The sequence below is a fragment of the Streptomyces sp. NPDC086519 genome, from assembly GCF_040686075.1.
GTDB classification, from domain to species: Bacteria; Actinomycetota; Actinomycetes; order Streptomycetales; family Streptomycetaceae; genus Streptomyces; species Streptomyces shenzhenensis.
In genome coordinates this window covers 48,853-64,211 of sequence record NZ_JBFBJL010000001.1, presented here as the reverse complement: position 1 = coordinate 64,211, position 15,359 = coordinate 48,853, and the positions used below count along the sequence as shown (strand labels likewise).

At 70.8% G+C, this 15,359-nt stretch carries 15 protein-coding genes; 11 read left to right on the top strand and 4 right to left on the bottom strand.

What is annotated here, in order from left to right; all coding sequences use genetic code 11:
* Positions 1–152 precede the first annotated feature (152 nt).
* Positions 153–755, bottom strand: coding sequence for a hypothetical protein (locus AB0P24_RS00265; protein ID WP_365790138.1), 603 nt, complete (start codon positions 753–755; stop codon positions 153–155).
* A 247-nt stretch (positions 756–1,002) separates the two neighbouring features.
* Between AB0P24_RS00265 and AB0P24_RS00260 the strand changes: the two genes are divergently transcribed.
* The 7 genes from AB0P24_RS00260 (at position 1,003) to AB0P24_RS00230 (ending at position 7,686) form a co-directional block, all read left to right on the top strand.
* On the top strand, positions 1,003–1,953 hold the full coding sequence (locus AB0P24_RS00260; RefSeq protein WP_365789447.1) for a hypothetical protein: 951 nt from the start codon (positions 1,003–1,005) through the stop codon (positions 1,951–1,953).
* A gap of 79 nt (positions 1,954–2,032) precedes the next feature.
* Positions 2,033–3,487 carry an amino acid permease gene (locus AB0P24_RS00255; RefSeq protein ID WP_365790136.1) on the top strand — a complete coding sequence of 485 codons (1,455 nt, stop codon included), beginning with the start codon at positions 2,033–2,035 and terminating at the stop codon, positions 3,485–3,487.
* A 200-nt stretch (positions 3,488–3,687) separates the two neighbouring features.
* On the top strand, positions 3,688–5,112 hold the full coding sequence (locus AB0P24_RS00250; protein WP_365789445.1) for a peptidase C39 family protein: 1,425 nt from the start codon (positions 3,688–3,690) through the stop codon (positions 5,110–5,112).
* Positions 5,113–5,208: 96 nt separating this feature from the next.
* Positions 5,209–5,349 carry an SCO1431 family membrane protein gene (locus AB0P24_RS00245; protein WP_308310962.1) on the top strand — a complete coding sequence of 47 codons (141 nt, stop codon included), beginning with the start codon at positions 5,209–5,211 and terminating at the stop codon, positions 5,347–5,349.
* A 65-nt stretch (positions 5,350–5,414) separates the two neighbouring features.
* Positions 5,415–6,074, top strand: a complete 660-nt coding sequence (locus AB0P24_RS00240; RefSeq protein WP_365789443.1) for a TetR/AcrR family transcriptional regulator — start codon at positions 5,415–5,417, stop codon at positions 6,072–6,074.
* 41 nt (positions 6,075–6,115) lie between these two features.
* The gene (locus AB0P24_RS00235; protein ID WP_365789441.1) at positions 6,116–6,241 is read left to right on the top strand and encodes a hypothetical protein; all 126 of its coding nucleotides are present in this window, start codon (positions 6,116–6,118) and stop codon (positions 6,239–6,241) included.
* 272 nt (positions 6,242–6,513) lie between these two features.
* Positions 6,514–7,686, top strand: a complete 1,173-nt coding sequence (locus AB0P24_RS00230; RefSeq protein WP_365789439.1) for an acyl-CoA dehydrogenase family protein — start codon at positions 6,514–6,516, stop codon at positions 7,684–7,686.
* A gap of 602 nt (positions 7,687–8,288) precedes the next feature.
* Here the strand turns inward: AB0P24_RS00230 and AB0P24_RS00225 are convergent.
* Positions 8,289–8,747, bottom strand: a complete 459-nt coding sequence (locus AB0P24_RS00225; RefSeq protein ID WP_365789437.1) for a hypothetical protein — start codon at positions 8,745–8,747, stop codon at positions 8,289–8,291.
* Positions 8,748–9,014: 267 nt separating this feature from the next.
* Here AB0P24_RS00225 and AB0P24_RS00220 point away from each other — a divergent pair, with 267 nt between their 5' ends.
* From AB0P24_RS00220 to fxsA, 4 genes are all read left to right on the top strand, one after another.
* Entirely contained in the window at positions 9,015–9,455 is a 441-nt protein-coding gene (locus tag AB0P24_RS00220) for an Lrp/AsnC family transcriptional regulator (protein WP_053759891.1), read from the top strand.
* Positions 9,456–9,615: 160 nt separating this feature from the next.
* The gene (locus tag AB0P24_RS00215; protein ID WP_365789434.1) at positions 9,616–11,220 is read left to right on the top strand and encodes an amidohydrolase; all 1,605 of its coding nucleotides are present in this window, start codon (positions 9,616–9,618) and stop codon (positions 11,218–11,220) included.
* Between the two features lie 627 nt (positions 11,221–11,847).
* Positions 11,848–12,642, top strand: a complete 795-nt coding sequence (locus tag AB0P24_RS00210) for a polyprenol monophosphomannose synthase (RefSeq protein ID WP_365789432.1) — start codon at positions 11,848–11,850, stop codon at positions 12,640–12,642.
* A gap of 78 nt (positions 12,643–12,720) precedes the next feature.
* Entirely contained in the window at positions 12,721–13,284 is a 564-nt protein-coding gene (gene fxsA, locus AB0P24_RS00205) for an FxsA family membrane protein (protein WP_365789430.1), read from the top strand.
* 97 nt (positions 13,285–13,381) lie between these two features.
* On the opposite strand, the gene AB0P24_RS00200 is transcribed toward fxsA, so the two are convergent.
* Positions 13,382–13,756 (bottom strand): RNA polymerase-binding protein RbpA, encoded by a 375-nt coding sequence (locus AB0P24_RS00200; protein WP_003977404.1) that lies wholly within the window; start codon positions 13,754–13,756, stop codon positions 13,382–13,384.
* 255 nt (positions 13,757–14,011) lie between these two features.
* Positions 14,012–15,358 (bottom strand): MFS transporter, encoded by a 1,347-nt coding sequence (locus tag AB0P24_RS00195; RefSeq protein WP_365789428.1) that lies wholly within the window; start codon positions 15,356–15,358, stop codon positions 14,012–14,014.
* Between the last annotated feature and the right edge of the window lies 1 nt (position 15,359).

Below are 15,359 nucleotides of genomic sequence, written 5' to 3'. Positions count from 1 at the left end.
GGAACAACCGGGGGCTTCGCGTCTCTGTGGCGGCTTCGAGCGTCCGCTTCTTGAAAACGTAAGTCCTGTACGGTCCCCGGGTCAAGCAGAGTTGAGGTACTCGGGCAACTTCTTGGAGTCGCGTCTTCACGAGTTCAGCACACAGCGGACGGTCAGTCACGGTGGGTGACAACCTGGTCCGGTCCAGCCGTGCTCGCCGGCCCCGGCAGTACCTCGTATCCCTTCCGTGACTGTGTCACCAGAAGATCGGCGTAGGGCCGCGAGGGGTCCTCGCAGAAGTGTTCGTGTTCCGCCCTGACCCACTCGGCCCAGAAGTCCCGTTGTTCCGCGCCGTCCCGTGCCCTGCCACGCGTCCAGGACTCCTCGCGCGGCAGCTCCATCCACAGCAGCCGCGCCAGAAAGGGGCGCAGTGCCCGGCGCCCGGCGCCGACGCCCTCGACGAGGATCACCGGGGCCGGCGGCAGCGGGCGGGGCGGGCCGAAGCGGCGGGTGTGCCAGTCGTAGGGGGAGTAGTGCGCCGTTCCGCCCTGGCCGAGCGGCTCGATCACCTGGGTCAGGAGCCGGCCGGTCCAGGCGAACAGTTCCCGGTGGCTGGCGATGTCGTCGAGGTGCAGCACCGGCGCCCCGCCCAGGGCGACGGCCAACTGCCCGGCGAACGTGGTCTTTCCGGACCCGGCATGCCCGTCGACGCCGACGAGGCGGACCGGGCCGCAGGAGGGCGGCAGGGCCCGGAGTGCGGAGGCGAGCTGGTGAATGGCCGTTCCCGAGGTGTGCTGCGGTGTGGGGTGTTTTCCGGAAACATTCTAGTAGTGCGGCGCATAGCGGGCGTTCGCGGGCCCCGGGAAAGTATCGGCTTGAACTAATTTCGGGCCGTTCTCCGGAGCCCCCATTGATATTTCCGACCGGCTGACCGATATGTCGATCTCGTGCGTTTCCGGTCCGCCCGGCCCTGAGTAGGGTGTCTTTAGCGTGCACGCGTCGAACGGGGACGGACAGGGGAAGATGACCGCGGAGTTATTCGAGGGGCAGTACATATGGCATCCGGCGGCCGATGACCGCTTGCTCGCGAGCGTATGTGTGGACGTGCGCGCCGGAAGATATCTGAGTGCCCGTGAGGCTCTGGTCGAGACGCGTGCCGACTTCGCCCTGCGCGCCCACCGCTCCCTGGTCCTCGCCTCCGAGGCGGCCGGCACCGATCTGGTGGAGCGATGGCTGGCCGAGGAGCCGGGCGCGGAGTCCGCGCTGATGTGGGCCCGGGTGGCCGTGCAGCGGGCGATCCGGGCCGCCGACGCCCATGACGAGCGGGCCGAGGCGCTGGAGCGGATCGCCCTCGCCGCCTGCGACCGGGCCAGCGCCATGAACCCCGCCGACCCCACGCCCTGGGCCGCCAAGCTGGCCATGGCCCGGCTGCACCGCCCGCACGACCCCGCCCCCGGCGGCCTGCTGACCTCCCCGCCCGGACCCTGGCGGCTGTTCGCGCACACCCTCACCCTCGACCCCTGGCACCGCGAGGCCCACCACCGCTTCCTGGCCTTCTTCTTCACCCGGTACGGCGGTTCGGTCAACGCCGCCTGGGACGTCGCCGCCTTCCTCGCCCAGCGGGCCCCCGCCGGCTCCGCGCTGCGGCTGCTGCCGCTGGTCGCCCTGGTGGAGAGCCACAACCCCACCCAGTTGCTCGCCGAGCGGGTCTGGGAGCAGCCCCAGTGGCGCAACACCGCGTTGTCGGTCTACCGCAACTGGCTGCCCACGGTGGCCGGATACCGCTTCACCCCGGTGCTCGACCTGGCCTACCTCGCACACGCGCTGGTCATGGCCCGGTGCGTGTTCGAGGCCCGGGCGATCTTCACGGCCATGGGCCCGTACGCCACACGCATGCCCTGGAGCGTCTTCGGTGAACCGGCCGACCAGCTCTCCCGGGCCCGCCGCGCCTGCGGCCTGCCCATCCCCTCCTAGAGTCCCAGAGAAAGGTCGGCACGTGTCAGAACGCACAGCGGACCCCGTCACGCTCGACGACGACGCGACCCTGCACGCGATGGGTTATCCGCGGAAACTCACCCGCCGATTCCAGGCGTTCGACAATTTCGCCATCTCTTTCACCATCATCAATATCCTCTCCGGGATTTTCTCCTCCTTCGGATTCGGTATGAACGCGGGCGGACCCCGCATTCTCGTGTTCGGCTGGATCGGGGTCTGCGTGATGGTGCTGTGCATCGGCGCGGCCATGGCGGAAGTCGCCTCCGCCTATCCGACGAGCGGCGCCCTGTATTTCTCCGCCGGTAAACTCGCCAAACGGCACAAGGGTGCCTGGTCCTGGTACACGGGCTGGCTGAACTTCGTGGGCCAGATCGGCGGCACGGCCGCCACCGGATACGCGGCGGCCACCTTCATCCAGGCGTTCATCGCCCTGCAGTGGCCCTCGTACACCCCGACCGCCCACCAGACGGTCCTGATCACGGCCCTGATCATCGCGGTCCAGGGGCTCGCCAACACCTACACCGTCCAGCTCGTCGCCCTCCTGAACCGGATTTCCGTCTGGTGGCTGCTGATCGGACTCGTGGTGATCGTGAGCACACTGATCGTGATGCCCGACCACCATCAGTCGGCGTCCTTCGTGACGCATTTCGTGAACAACACCGGTTTCACGAACGGCCTTTACGGCGGCCTGCTCGGGCTCCTGGTCACCAGTTGGACCTTCACCGGCTTCGACGGCAGCTTCCACATGTCCGAGGAAACCGTCCAGGCGACCGTCAACGCCCCCAGAGGGATCATCCGTTCCATCGGCTATTCGGCGGTCACCGGCCTGATCCTGATGCTCGCGCTGGTGTACAGCATCGGCGACTACGCCAAGGTGGCGAGCTCCTCCGCGCCGCCCGTCCAGATCCTCATCGACGGCCTCGGCATGGGCTGGGCCAAGGCGATGCTGCTCGTCGTCATCGGCGCCATGCTCTTCTGCGGCCTCGCCAACCTCACCAGCAACACCCGGCAGATCTTCGCCTTCTCCCGGGACGGCGCCATGCCCGGCTCCCGCCTGTGGCACTCGGTCTCGCCCCGTACCCGGACCCCCGTGAAGGCCGTGTGGCTCGCGGTGGCCTGCTCGCTCGCCCTGGTGGTGCCCGGCTGGTGGTCGCACACCGCGTTCACCGCGATCGTCAGCGTCAACGTCGTCGGCCTGTTCCTCGCCTACGCCGTCCCGGTGTTCCTGCGGCTGCGCCTGGGCGACGACTTCCAGCCGGGTCCCTGGAACCTGGGCCGCTGGAGCAGGGCGGTCGGCTGGCTGGCGGTGACCTGGATCCTGCTCAGCAGCGTCCTGTTCATGCTCCCGCAGGCCTCACCGATCACCGTCGACTCCTTCAACTACGCGCCGATCGCCCTGGCCGCCGTCCTGGTCGTGGCCACGGTCTGGTGGTTCGCCACCGCCCGCCGGCGCTTCCAGGGCCCGGTCAGCTACGGCCGTCCCGACGAAGTCGCCGCGATGGATCTGATCTGAGCCGGTCCGGACGGATCCGGTCCGAGCCGTCCAAAAGGGACCCCGGCGACCACGCCGGGGCCCTTTCGGCGGACGAGACCAATATTGGTGGGCGCGGCATGGGCGGAAGTGCTGGCAGGGGCATGGCGCCTGCTCCATAGTTGGCGCACAGCCCTTGCTCCGGATCAGCCGTGACGCGCACACCTGGGGGTCCTCCACCCATGAGCAGAGCCGAACAACCGTCCCGCAGAACCGTTCTGGCAGCCGCCGCCTCCGTCGCGGCCGCGGCCGTCGCCCAGAACGTGGTCCCCGCGGTGCCGGCGGCCGCAGCCTCGGAGACCGACACCGACGAGACCGCCCGGACCGAGACCCGCCGGGCCGGGAACGGCCATACCGGCCACGGCCGGGACGGAACCCGTCCGATCGACTACCGTTCCTGGACGACCTACAGCGACTGGCGGACCGGCACCGCCAAGGGCGCCAGGGCCGTCGCCGGAGACCGGCCCGGCGTGGTGATCGGCACCCCGGCCGGCACCACCTCCTACACCGACCCCCACACCGGCACCACCGCCGCCTGGGAGTACGCCACCTGGACCGGCCCGGTGCACCGGCTCGCCGTCCCCGCCACCGAGACCATCGCCTCCTGGAACGCGGACACCCCGGCCGGCACCTGGATCCAGGTCGAACTGCACGGCACCTACTCCGACGGCACCGACACCCCCTGGTACGTGATGGGCCGCTGGGCGGCCGGCGACCAGGACATCAAGCGGACCTCGGTGGACGGCCAGACCGACGGCAAGAGCACCATCTGGACCGACACCTTCGCCGTCGACGACGCCACCACGGGCCTGCGTCTCACCTCCTACCAGCTGCGCCTGACCCTCTACCGCAAGCCGGGCACCAGGCTCACCCCGACCGTCTGGCGGCTCGGCGCCATGGGCTCCGACATCCCGGACCGCTTCACCGTCCCCGCCTCCACCCCGGGCCTGGCCCAGGAACTCAAGGTCCCGCGCTACTCCCAGGAGATCCACAAGGGTCAGTACCCCGAGTACGACAACGGCGGCGAGGCCTGGTGCAGCCCCACCTCCTCGCAGATGATCGTCGAGTACTGGGGCGGCCGGCTCACCCCCGAGCAGCTGGCCTGGGTCGACCCGTCCTACACCGACCCGCAGGTCTGCTACGCGGCCCGCCACACCTACGACTACCAGTACGCGGGGTGCGGCAACTGGCCGTTCAACGCCGCCTACGCGTCGACGTACAGGAACCTCCAGGGCGTGATAACGCGACTGGCCTCGCTCACCGACCTGGAGACCCTGATCGCGGCCGGCATTCCGGTCATCACGTCACAGTCGTTCCTGGCGAGCGAGCTGACCGGGGCCGGTTACGGCACCTCCGGGCACCTGATGACCGTGATCGGCTTCACCGCGGACGGCGATGTGATCGCCAACGACCCGTTCTCGGCCGACGACGACGCGGTCCGGCGGGTCTACCTGCGGCGGGAGTTCGAGAACATCTGGCTGCGGACCAAGCGGTACAACGCCAGTGGCAAGGTCGTCTCCGGCACCGGTGGTGTCTGCTACCTGTACTTCCCCTCCTGCCCGGCCCCGGCCCAGCTCAAGGCGCTCGCGGCGGTCGGCGTGCGCTGACCGGGCAGGAGAGCGGCCCCCGGGAGGCCCGGGGGCCGCTCTCCTGTGACCAAGCTCTCCGTCGCAAAAGCCGCAAGCAATGGCATCGTGGACGCCATGACCACGCACTCCGCCACCGCCGCCCGGGCCCGTACCGGCGGCCCCAAGGACGACGGCCCGAAGGTTCTGGAACACGTGATGGGCTGGACTCTCGTCGTGGTCATCGCCATGTTGGTGACCCAACTCGGCTTGCTGTGACCTGTCCCACGACCTGAACTGACATACTGCGGATGTCCCGCAGCCCGTTGAGACCAGGGTCGAAATTGAATATTAGTCAACAACGTGCCGCCGCCCGTCCCCGGGCGCGCGGCACCGAGCGTTCCGTGGCTCGTCGTGCTGAACTCATCGCCATCGGACGGAAGTTGTTCGCCGACACCTCGTACGACGCGCTCTCCATGGACGACATCGCGAGGCAGGCGCATGTCGCCAAAGGGCTGATCTACTACTACTTCCAGTCGAAGCGCGGCTACTACCTGGCGATCATCCAGGACTCCGTCGCCGGCCTGGTCACCTTCGCCGCGAGCGGCCTGGAGCTGCCCCAGGTGGACCGCGTCCACCGGACCATCGACGGCTATCTGCGCTACGCCGAGCACCATCAGGCCGCGTACCGCACGATCGTCAGCGGCGGCGTCGGCTTCGACGCCGAGGTGCACGCCATCCGGGACGGCGTGCGCGAGGCGATCATCGCGACCATAGCCGAGGGCGCCTACGGCCGCACCGACATCGCCCCGCTCGCCAGGGCGGGCCTGCTCGCCTGGCTGTGCAGCGTGGAGGGCGCCACCCTCGACTGGATCGACCGGCCCGTACTCTCCCGCGAGACCCTGTGCGAACTGCTGGTCAAGACGCTCGGCGGCACCCTGCGCGCCATCGAGGAACTGGACCCGGCCTACCGCGCCCCGGCCCCGGCCCGCCGGGGCGCCTGACGCGGACGGGGCGGAGGTTCCTGTAGGCCGTCCTGGTCGCGATGGTCGCGATGGTCGCGATGGTCGCGATGGTCGCCGAGGTGCGGTGGTTCGCCGTCGGGATGCCGGAGCAGGGCGGACGGCCCGGGTTGCCGGGGAACGCGCGCCGATGGGCGTGGGCGCGGTAAAGCGTTGGTCATGAACCCTAGGAGGACTAGACCGGTCGAGTCAATGGTTCGGACCAATTTCGCGGGTTTCGAATGTTGTCCTGGAATTCCTGAAGTAAGCGGTCGTTAACTGGTGACGGGAGGTCCCCGATCGGGCATACTCACTGCGCAGCCGCAGGTCAGCAGCTTCCGAGACCCGGAACACCGACGGCGGCCGCACCCGCACGACGGCGGAGGCGCCCCTATCCCGCGGGCCGTCGCCGCCGCTGCCCGACAGGGAGGAGAGCGACGCCATGCCCGACCGCGACCCGCAGCCGGTGGAGCGTCAACTGCCCACGGACGAGGCGAGGGACCTGCTCGCGCTGGTCCGTGAGATCGCGCACCGCGAGATCGCGCCGAAGGCGGCCGAGGAGGAGGACGCCGGGCGCTTCCCGCGCGAGGTCTTCACCCTGCTCTCGGAATCAGGCCTGCTCGGCCTGGTGTACGACTCCGAGTACGGCGGGGGTGACCAGCCCTACGAGGTCTACCTCCAGGTCCTGGAGGAGCTGGCCGCGGCCCGTCTGACCGTCGGCCTCGGCGTCAGCGTGCACACCCTCGCGAGCTACGCGCTCGCCGCCTACGGCACCAAGCAGCAGCAGGTCGAGCACCTGCCCGCGATGCTCGGCGGCGGCCTGCTCGGCGCCTACTGCCTCTCCGAGCCTGCCTCGGGCTCCGACGCCGCCTCCCTGCGCACGAAGGCGGTCCGGGAGGGCGACGAGTGGGTGATCAACGGCACCAAGGCCTGGATCACGCACGGCGGCATCGCCGACTTCTACACGGTCATGGCCCGCACCGGCGCCGAGGGCTCGCACGGGATCACCGCCTTCCTGGTCCCCGGTGACGCCGAGGGGCTGAGCGGCGCGGTCCCCGAGAAGAAGATGGGCATGAAGGGCTCGCCCACCGCCCAGGTCCACTTCGACGACGTGCGCGTCCCCGACGAGCGGCGCCTGGGCGAGGAGGGCCAGGGCTTCGCCATCGCCCTGGCCGCTCTGGACTCCGGGCGGCTCGGCATCGCGGCCTGCGCGATCGGCCTGGCCCAGGCGGCCCTGGACGAGGCGGTCGGCTACGCCACCGGGCGACGGCAGTTCGGGCACCCCATCTCCGACTTCCAGGGCCTGCGCTTCATGATCGCCGACATGGCCACCCAGATCGAGGCCGGCCGGGCCCTCTACCTGGCGGCGGCCCGGCTGCGCGACGCGGGCCGGCCGTTCGCCAAGCAGGCCGCCATGGCCAAGCTCTACTGCACCGACACCGCGATGAAGGTGACCACCGACGCCGTCCAGATACTCGGCGGGTACGGCTACACCGCGGACTTCCCGGTGGAGCGCTACATGCGCGAGGCCAAGGTCCTGCAGATCGTGGAGGGCACCAACCAGATCCAGCGGATGGTCATCGCCCGTCATGTGGCGGGACCGGAAAGTCGCTGAGGTCGCTGAACTGCCCGCGTGCGACCGTCGGAGCCGCCAGCCTGACCCACTCCGGGTCGTGGCGGCCCGGCAGGGCACGGCCCCGGTCCGCCCAGATCCGCATCAGATCGCGGTAGATGGGCGGATCCTGCGGCGGGGGCGGCGGAAGCGATGCCGAGGGCGGGGGGACGAAGATCCGGCGCTGACGGCCGAGGGCGGTGTAGGTGGTCGTCATACCTGGCCAACGCCGGGGCGGCCGCCCCGGTCACCGGTCCACCGAATCGCGCGTGAGTTCACGCACGTCCGGTGCCGGATCCGGCCTGCGCCCGCCTCCTGGCGTACCGTCGGCCGGACCGTCGTCGGCCCCCGGGAACGCGGACGTACGGCAGCAGGCCTGGAAGGACTTCGGCAAGGCCTGCACCGCTTCTTCCAGGACGCGAGCCCGACCGGCCGCACCCCGCGGGACGTGGCTCCTGCACCCTGTGCGCCGCCCTGCGGCACGCGATCGTCGTGCTGCGCGTCGCCTGCCGACAGGTGGCCGGCGGATCCGGACACGCTGATCCTGCACCACGGCGGTCTGCGCGCCATGGTGCGGGACGGCTACGGGGGTGCGGTGCGGTGACTCAGGCGGCCTGACGGCTGGCGAGTGCGCCGCCGGGGCGCATCGCCGGTACGCGCATCGGGCGCGAACTCGGGCCGCCGACGTGCGAGAAGGGCTGCGTCCGCCAGTCCAGACCCTGCGGGAGGGTGAGCAGGAGGGCGGTGTCCTGCTCCAGCGGCTCGACCGACTCGTCCGCGGACGTGGCGTCGGCCGCCGCTCGGCCCGTACCGGCGCAGACCGTGAGGCCGAACGGGTTCCACGGCGAGGCGCACAGCGCGTGCTCCGGCAGGAACTCCTCGTCCGCCAGCAGCGCGATCGACTGCGCGCAGTCCGGGCAGATCACCCGGAACATCTCGAAGGTGTCATAGGCGTCCAGCTCCTCGGCCTCGTAGAGGTCGGATTCGACGCCCTCCGGCTCAGGCTCGACCACCAACTCCGGGCGCTTGGGCACGGTACGACCAGGACGCTTAAGACTCTGCATGGGTAACTCCCCCTCGGGCTGGGCCGTTACGGCACTGCGGCCTCGACCACAGCAAGCACTTCCCGCCCGGTCTCGGCGGTAATCACGAGGGCATCACGGAGCCCGCTCCAGGGCTGTGGCGTTCGTCACATGCCGAGCGCAGGTGCCCGCTGCGGTGGATTTGTCCCTCAGGCGGCTCACAGCCCACTCCCTCCGAGATCACGAACCGGCCATGACCTGGGCCGCTGAGCTACCCGAGGAGATCGGGCGCACTGTAGTTTTTGCGCCATGGAGGAGCTGGACCGTCAAATCGTGCAGCTGCTCGTCAAGGACGGGCGGATGAGCTACACGGACCTGGGCAAGGCCACGGGTCTGTCCACGTCGGCCGTGCACCAGCGGGTGCGCAGGCTGGAACAGCGTGGCGTCATCCGCGGCTATGCCGCGGTCGTCGACCCGGAGGCCGTGGGGCTGCCCATGACGGCGTTCATCTCGGTGAAACCGTTCGATCCCAGCGCCCCCGACGACATCGCGGACCGCCTGGCCGGCGTCCCCGAGATCGAGGCGTGCCACAGCGTGGCGGGCGACGAGAACTACATCCTCAAGGTGCGCGTGGCGACCCCGCACGAGCTGGAGGAACTGCTGGCACGGCTGCGCGGCCTGGCGGGCGTGTCGACACGGACGACGGTGGTGCTGTCGACGCCGTACGAGGCGAGGCCGCCGAGGATCTGAGCGCCGTCGAGCTTCCGGCCGTTCGTCGCCCTCGGGTGCTCTGTTGCCGGTCGCCCCCGCACCGCGGAGCCGCGTACGACCACAGTCCCGCGCCCCTGAGGGGCACGTTCGGGACGCCCCCTGTCCAGGGTCGTCGGCGGCAGGGGTGAAACTGTTCCCCATGAGTGAGCGCGCCCCCGAGCCCCAGACCGTCCTCCTTCGCCGCGGCGAGGTGCACAGTCCCGCCGACCCGTTCGCGACCGCGATGGTCGTGGAGCGCGGTCAGGTCGCCTGGGTCGGTTCGGAGGGCGCCGCCGACGCCTTCGCGGACGGCGTCGACGAGGTCGTCGACCTGGACGGGGCACTGGTCACCCCCGCCTTCACGGACGCCCATGTCCACACCACGTCCACCGGCCTCGCACTGACCGGCCTCGACCTGTCCGGCGCCGGCTCCCTGGACGCCGCCCTGGCGCTGGTACGGGACTTCGCCGCCGCCCGCCCGGACGACCGGGTCCTGCTCGGGCACGGCTGGGACGCCGCCCGCTGGTCCGGGGGCCGCCCGCCGACCCGCGCCGAGTTGGACGCGGCCACCGGCGGACGCCCGCTCTACCTCTCCCGTATCGACGTCCACTCGGCGGCCGTCACCACGGCCCTGCTGGACCTGGTCCCGGGCGCCGTCCCGGGCGCGGACGCCCCGCTCACCGGCGACGCCCACCACGCCGTACGCGCCGCCGCGTTCGCGGCCGTGACGCCCGCCCAGCGTGCCGAGGCCCAGCGCACCGCCCTCGCGCACGCGGCCTCCCTCGGTATCGGCACCGTGCACGAGTGCGGCGGCCCGAAGATCTCCTCCGAGGACGACTTCACCGGGCTGCTGCGGCTCGCCGCCGAGGTGCCCGGACCCCGGGTCGTCGGCTACTGGGCCGAGGAGAACGCCGAGAAGGCGCGCGAGCTGGGCGCGCTGGGCGCCGCCGGCGACCTGTTCGTCGACGGCGCCCTCGGCTCCCACACCGCCTGTCTGCACGAGCCGTACGCCGATGCCGGCCACACCGGCGCCGCCTACCTGGACGCGGACGCCGTCGCCGCCCATGTCGTCGCCTGCACCGAGGCCGGTCTGCAGGCCGGATTCCACGCCATCGGCGACGCCGCCGTGACCGCCGTCGTGGCAGGCGTGCGCGCCGCCGCCGAGAAGGTCGGCCCGGCCCGTGTCCGCGCCGCCCGGCACCGCGTGGAGCACGCCGAGATGCTCACGCCCGAGCACGTCGCCGCCTTCGCCGAACTCGGCCTGATCGCCTCTGTACAGCCTGCCTTCGACGCGCTCTGGGGTGGCGAGGACGGCATGTACGCCCAGCGGCTCGGCACCGAGCGGGCCCGCACCCTCAACCCGTTCGCCGCCCTCCTCAGGGCCGGGGTCCCGCTCGCCTTCGGCTCCGACAGCCCGGTCACCCCGCTCGATCCCTGGGGAACCGTGCGGGCCGCCGCCTTCCACCACACGCCCGAGCACCGGGTCTCGGTCCGCGCCGCCTTCACCGCGCACACGCGGGGCGGCTGGCGGGCGATCGGCCGTGACGACGCGGGCGCGCTGGTCCCGGGCGCGCCCGCCGACTACGCGGTCTGGCGCACCGACGAACTGGTGGTGCAGGCGCCGGACGACCGGGTCGCCCGCTGGTCCACCGACCCGCGCTCCGGCACCCCCGGCCTGCCCGACCTGACCCCGGGCCGCGAGCTGCCGGTCTGCCTGCGCACCGTGGTGGGCGGCCGGACCGTGTTCGTACGACCGGGCGAGTGACCCGCCGCATTCGTACGGCCGGGCGAGTGATCTCCCGGGGTGGCGCGGCCGTGATCGACGGCCGCCGCCCCGTCGCGCGACCTGCGCATCCTCCGCGCTGACCAGGGGTTTGTGATCGTTTCCGCAGGTCAAACGGCTGTTGACAGCCAGCGGCAGCGGGCCGGTAGGTTCGGCCAAGTCCACCACCGGACGCCCGACCGGGGAACAGTTCGCGCACTCGTCGCAGCGCCGCTGGGTCAGGGACGGTGTGCCGCACCGGGGCACCGCCACTGGGAGCCAGGCTCAGCGCCCGCGCCGACGAGGGGACGTTCCGGCCGGTCGGGAGGTGTGACCCGGGTGGGGCCCGGACGCTCAGTAGACAACGGCTTTCGGTCGACCCGCAGCCAGCGGGTCCCAGGTCGGCCCGAAGGGCGCCGGGCCCCCATCCGCAGGAGAAGAGTCGCCTCGCGGGGGAACAAAGGGGCGCCGCGGGGGAACACGATGGCGAAAGCGCGGATGACAGGTACCCGAAACGGGCATCCTTACCCCGTTCTTGCGGAATCGACACCACCATACGAACGAGCTGTCACGTCGGTGCAGGCCGTGGCCACTATGGTGGTCCCCTGCGTACGACATGAAGGGGCAGCAGTGAACGACGGCGACGGGACCCTCGCAGCACAGGCCCAGGGGAGGCGGTTCGGCCCGCTCGGCACGGCCTTGGTGATCATTCCCACGTACAACGAGTCGGAGAACATCAAGTCCATCGTAGGCCGGGTGCGCCAGGCCGTCCCCGAGGCGCACGTGCTGGTGGCGGACGACAACAGCCCCGACGGCACGGGCAAGCTCGCCGACGAACTGGCCGCCGCGGACGACCACGTCCAGGTGCTGCACCGCAAGGGCAAGGAAGGCCTCGGCGCCGCCTACCTCGCCGGCTTCCGCTGGGGCATGGACAACGGCTACGGCGTGCTCGTCGAGATGGACGCCGACGGCTCCCACCAGCCGGAGGAGCTGCCCCGGCTGCTGACCGCGCTGAAGGGCGCCGACCTGGTGCTCGGCTCCCGCTGGGTGCCCGGCGGCCGGGTGGTCAACTGGCCGAAGTCCCGTGAGTTCATCTCCCGCGGCGGCTCCCTGTACTCCCGGCTCGCGCTCGATCTCCCGCTCCGGGACATCACCGGCGGCTACCGCGCCTTCCGCCGCGAGACCCTGGAGGGCCTGGGCCTCGACGAGGTCGCCTCGCAGGGTTACTGCTTCCAGGTGGACCTGGCCCGCCGCGCGGTCAAGGCCGGCTTCCAGGTCGTCGAGGTGCCCATCACCTTCGTCGAGCGCGAGTTCGGCGATTCCAAGATGAGCCGCGACATCCTGGTCGAGGCGCTGTGGCGGGTCACCTCGTGGGGCGTCACCGAGCGGCTGAGCAGGGTGACCGGCAAGGGCAAGCCCTCCTAGCGGACGCCTCGGAACCGCACAGTCACGGTTGATCATCCACTTATGCCGCGCTGAGCCGGGCCCAGGCACACTGGGGGCATGACGACTGGCGCGCAGACCACTTCGTACACCACCCGGCCCCGGCGGTCACGGCTCGGCAGATACCTGCCGCTGGGTCTCGCGGCGTGGCTGGTGCTGGAGATCTGGCTGCTGACGGTGGTCGCGGGAGCGGCGGGTGGCATGACCGTGTTCCTGCTGCTGGTGGCGGGCTTCGTCGCCGGCTCCGTGGTCGTCAAGCGCGCCGGCCGGCGCGCCTTCCGCAGTCTCAACGAGGCGATCCAGCGCGGCGGCTCCCCGGAGCGCGGCGGCGGCAACGGCCTGATGATGCTGGGCGGCCTGCTCCTCATGATCCCCGGTCTGGTCTCCGACGCCCTCGGCCTGCTGCTCCTGCTGCCGCCGGTCCAGAAGGCGGTCTCCCGCCTCGTGGAGCGCACCGTCGAGCGCAGACTCCGCGCCGCCGCCCCCGGCACCCTGGGCAACGCCTTCCAGCAGGCCCGCATGCACCGCCCGGACGGAAAGGTCGTCCAGGGCGAGGTCATCCGCCACGACGGCCCCGAGCCGGGGGACGAGCCGTCGGGAGAACGGCCGCCGTTGACACGGTGAGGCCGAAAAGACGCGGTGACGCCGAAAACCGAGGGCGCCGTACGTTCTGTGAACGTACGGCGCCCTCGGTTGTTATGTCGGCTTCCGTTACACGGAGCTATGCGGACTTGCGGCTGTCCCTGGGGTGAACCGCGATGTTCATCGCCCCGGAACGCAGAACCGCCAGACGCTCCTCAAGGACCTCTTCGAGTTCCTCACGGGTGCGCCGCTCCATCAGCATGTCCCAGTGGGTACGCGCGGGCTTGGCCTTCTTTTCCTCAGGGCCGTCGCCGTCCACGAGGAGTGCCTGGGCCCCGCAGACCTTGCACTCCCACTCCGGCGGGATCTCCGCCTCGACCGAGAAGGGCATCTCGAAACGATGCCCCTTCTCGCATGCGTACTCCACGGCCTGGCGCGGGGCCAGGTCGATACCGCGGTCCGTCTCGTAGCTGGTCACCACGAGGCGCGTACCGCGAAGAGCTCGCTCACTCATGAATCGTGCCTCCCGGGCTTGTCGCCCACAGGACAGGTGTCGCTGTCGTCGTCATCCGGTCAACGTCCGGTCGGCGGTAAAGATTCCCGTTCCGGGTCATGCGTCGCCGTCGTAGCCGCCCCTTGTTGTACCCACCGGCGCCCGGTTTGTCACATCTACTAACAGATGTCACCCAGCGTTTCAGCTTCTTTGACGCGCAGTAACGGTACGCCTGGCAGGCCAAACGCGTACACTACCGCCCTTCCGCGTTGAACGCTAAATCTTCTGCGGGACCGGGTTGCCGGCCTCGCCGATCGCCCGTCGCACCGGCACGCGCGCGAGCAGCGCGAACCCGATGACGAAGAAGGCCACCAGCGAGATGATCGCCGAGCGGTAGCTCCCGCTCAGCTGGTAGGTGATCCCGAACAGCAGCGGTCCCAGCCAGCTCATCCCCCGATCGCTCATCTCGTACGCCGCGAAGTACTCGGCTTCTTTTCCGGGCGGTACGAGATGGGAGAACAGGGAGCGGGACAGGGCCTGGCTGCCGCCGAGGACGAGGCCGATGGCGGCCGCCAGGACGAAGAACCACGCCGGTGCCCCGGCCGGCAGGAAGTACCCGGCCGACAGCGTCACCGTCCACGCCACCAGCGATCCCAGGATCGTGCGTTTCGCCCCGTACGTCCTGGCCAGCCGGCCCATCGTCAGGGCGCCCGCCACGGCCAGCACCTGCACCAGCAGGACGGCGCCGATGAGCGTCGACTGGCCGAGCCCGAGCTCCTCGGAGCCGTAGACCGACGCCTGGGAGATCACGGTCTGGATGCCGTCGTTGTAGATGAGGTACGCCAGCAGGAAGGAGAGCGTCAGCGGATGGCGGCGCATGTCCCGGGCGGTCGCCGCGAGTTGGCGCAGTCCCGGTGCCGTCGCCTCGGCCGCCCTGCCGCCCCGGTCGCGCAGCCGCCGCAGCGGTATGAGGGTGAAGGCGCCCCACCACAGGCCCGCCGCGGCCAGGCAGACGCGGACCGCTTCCGTCTCGGAGAGACCGAAGGAGTCGTGCGCGGAGTAGAGGACCAGGTTGACGATCAGCACCAGGGAACCGGAGGCGTAGCCGAAGGCCCAGCCCCGGGAGGAGATGGTGTCGCGTTCCTCGGGCGGGGCGATCTGGGGCAGGTAGGAGTTGTAGAGCATCAGGGCGACGGACTGGGCGGCGTTCGCGACGACCAGCAGCAGCCCGCCGAGCAGATAGCGGTCGCCGTCCAGGAAGAACATGCCGGTCGTCGCCGCGGCCCCGGTGTACGCGGCCACGCCGAGCAGCTGCTTCTTGCGGCCGGTGCGGTCGGCCGCGCTGCCCACCAGGGGCATCAGGACGACCGCGAGGACCACCGACAGGGAGACCGAGTAGGCGAAGAAGGAGCCTGCCCGGACCGGGATGCCGAGCGGATGCACATAGCCGCCGGCGTCCGCCGCGTGGTCGGCGACCGACGTGAGGTACGGGCCGAGGAACACGGTGAGGACGCTCGTCGAGTAGACCGAGCACGCCCAGTCGTAGAAGTACCAGCCGCGCTGTTCGCGCCGCAGCCCGGTGGCCTCGTCGAAGACCCCCGTCCGCACGGTTTCGGTGCCCACC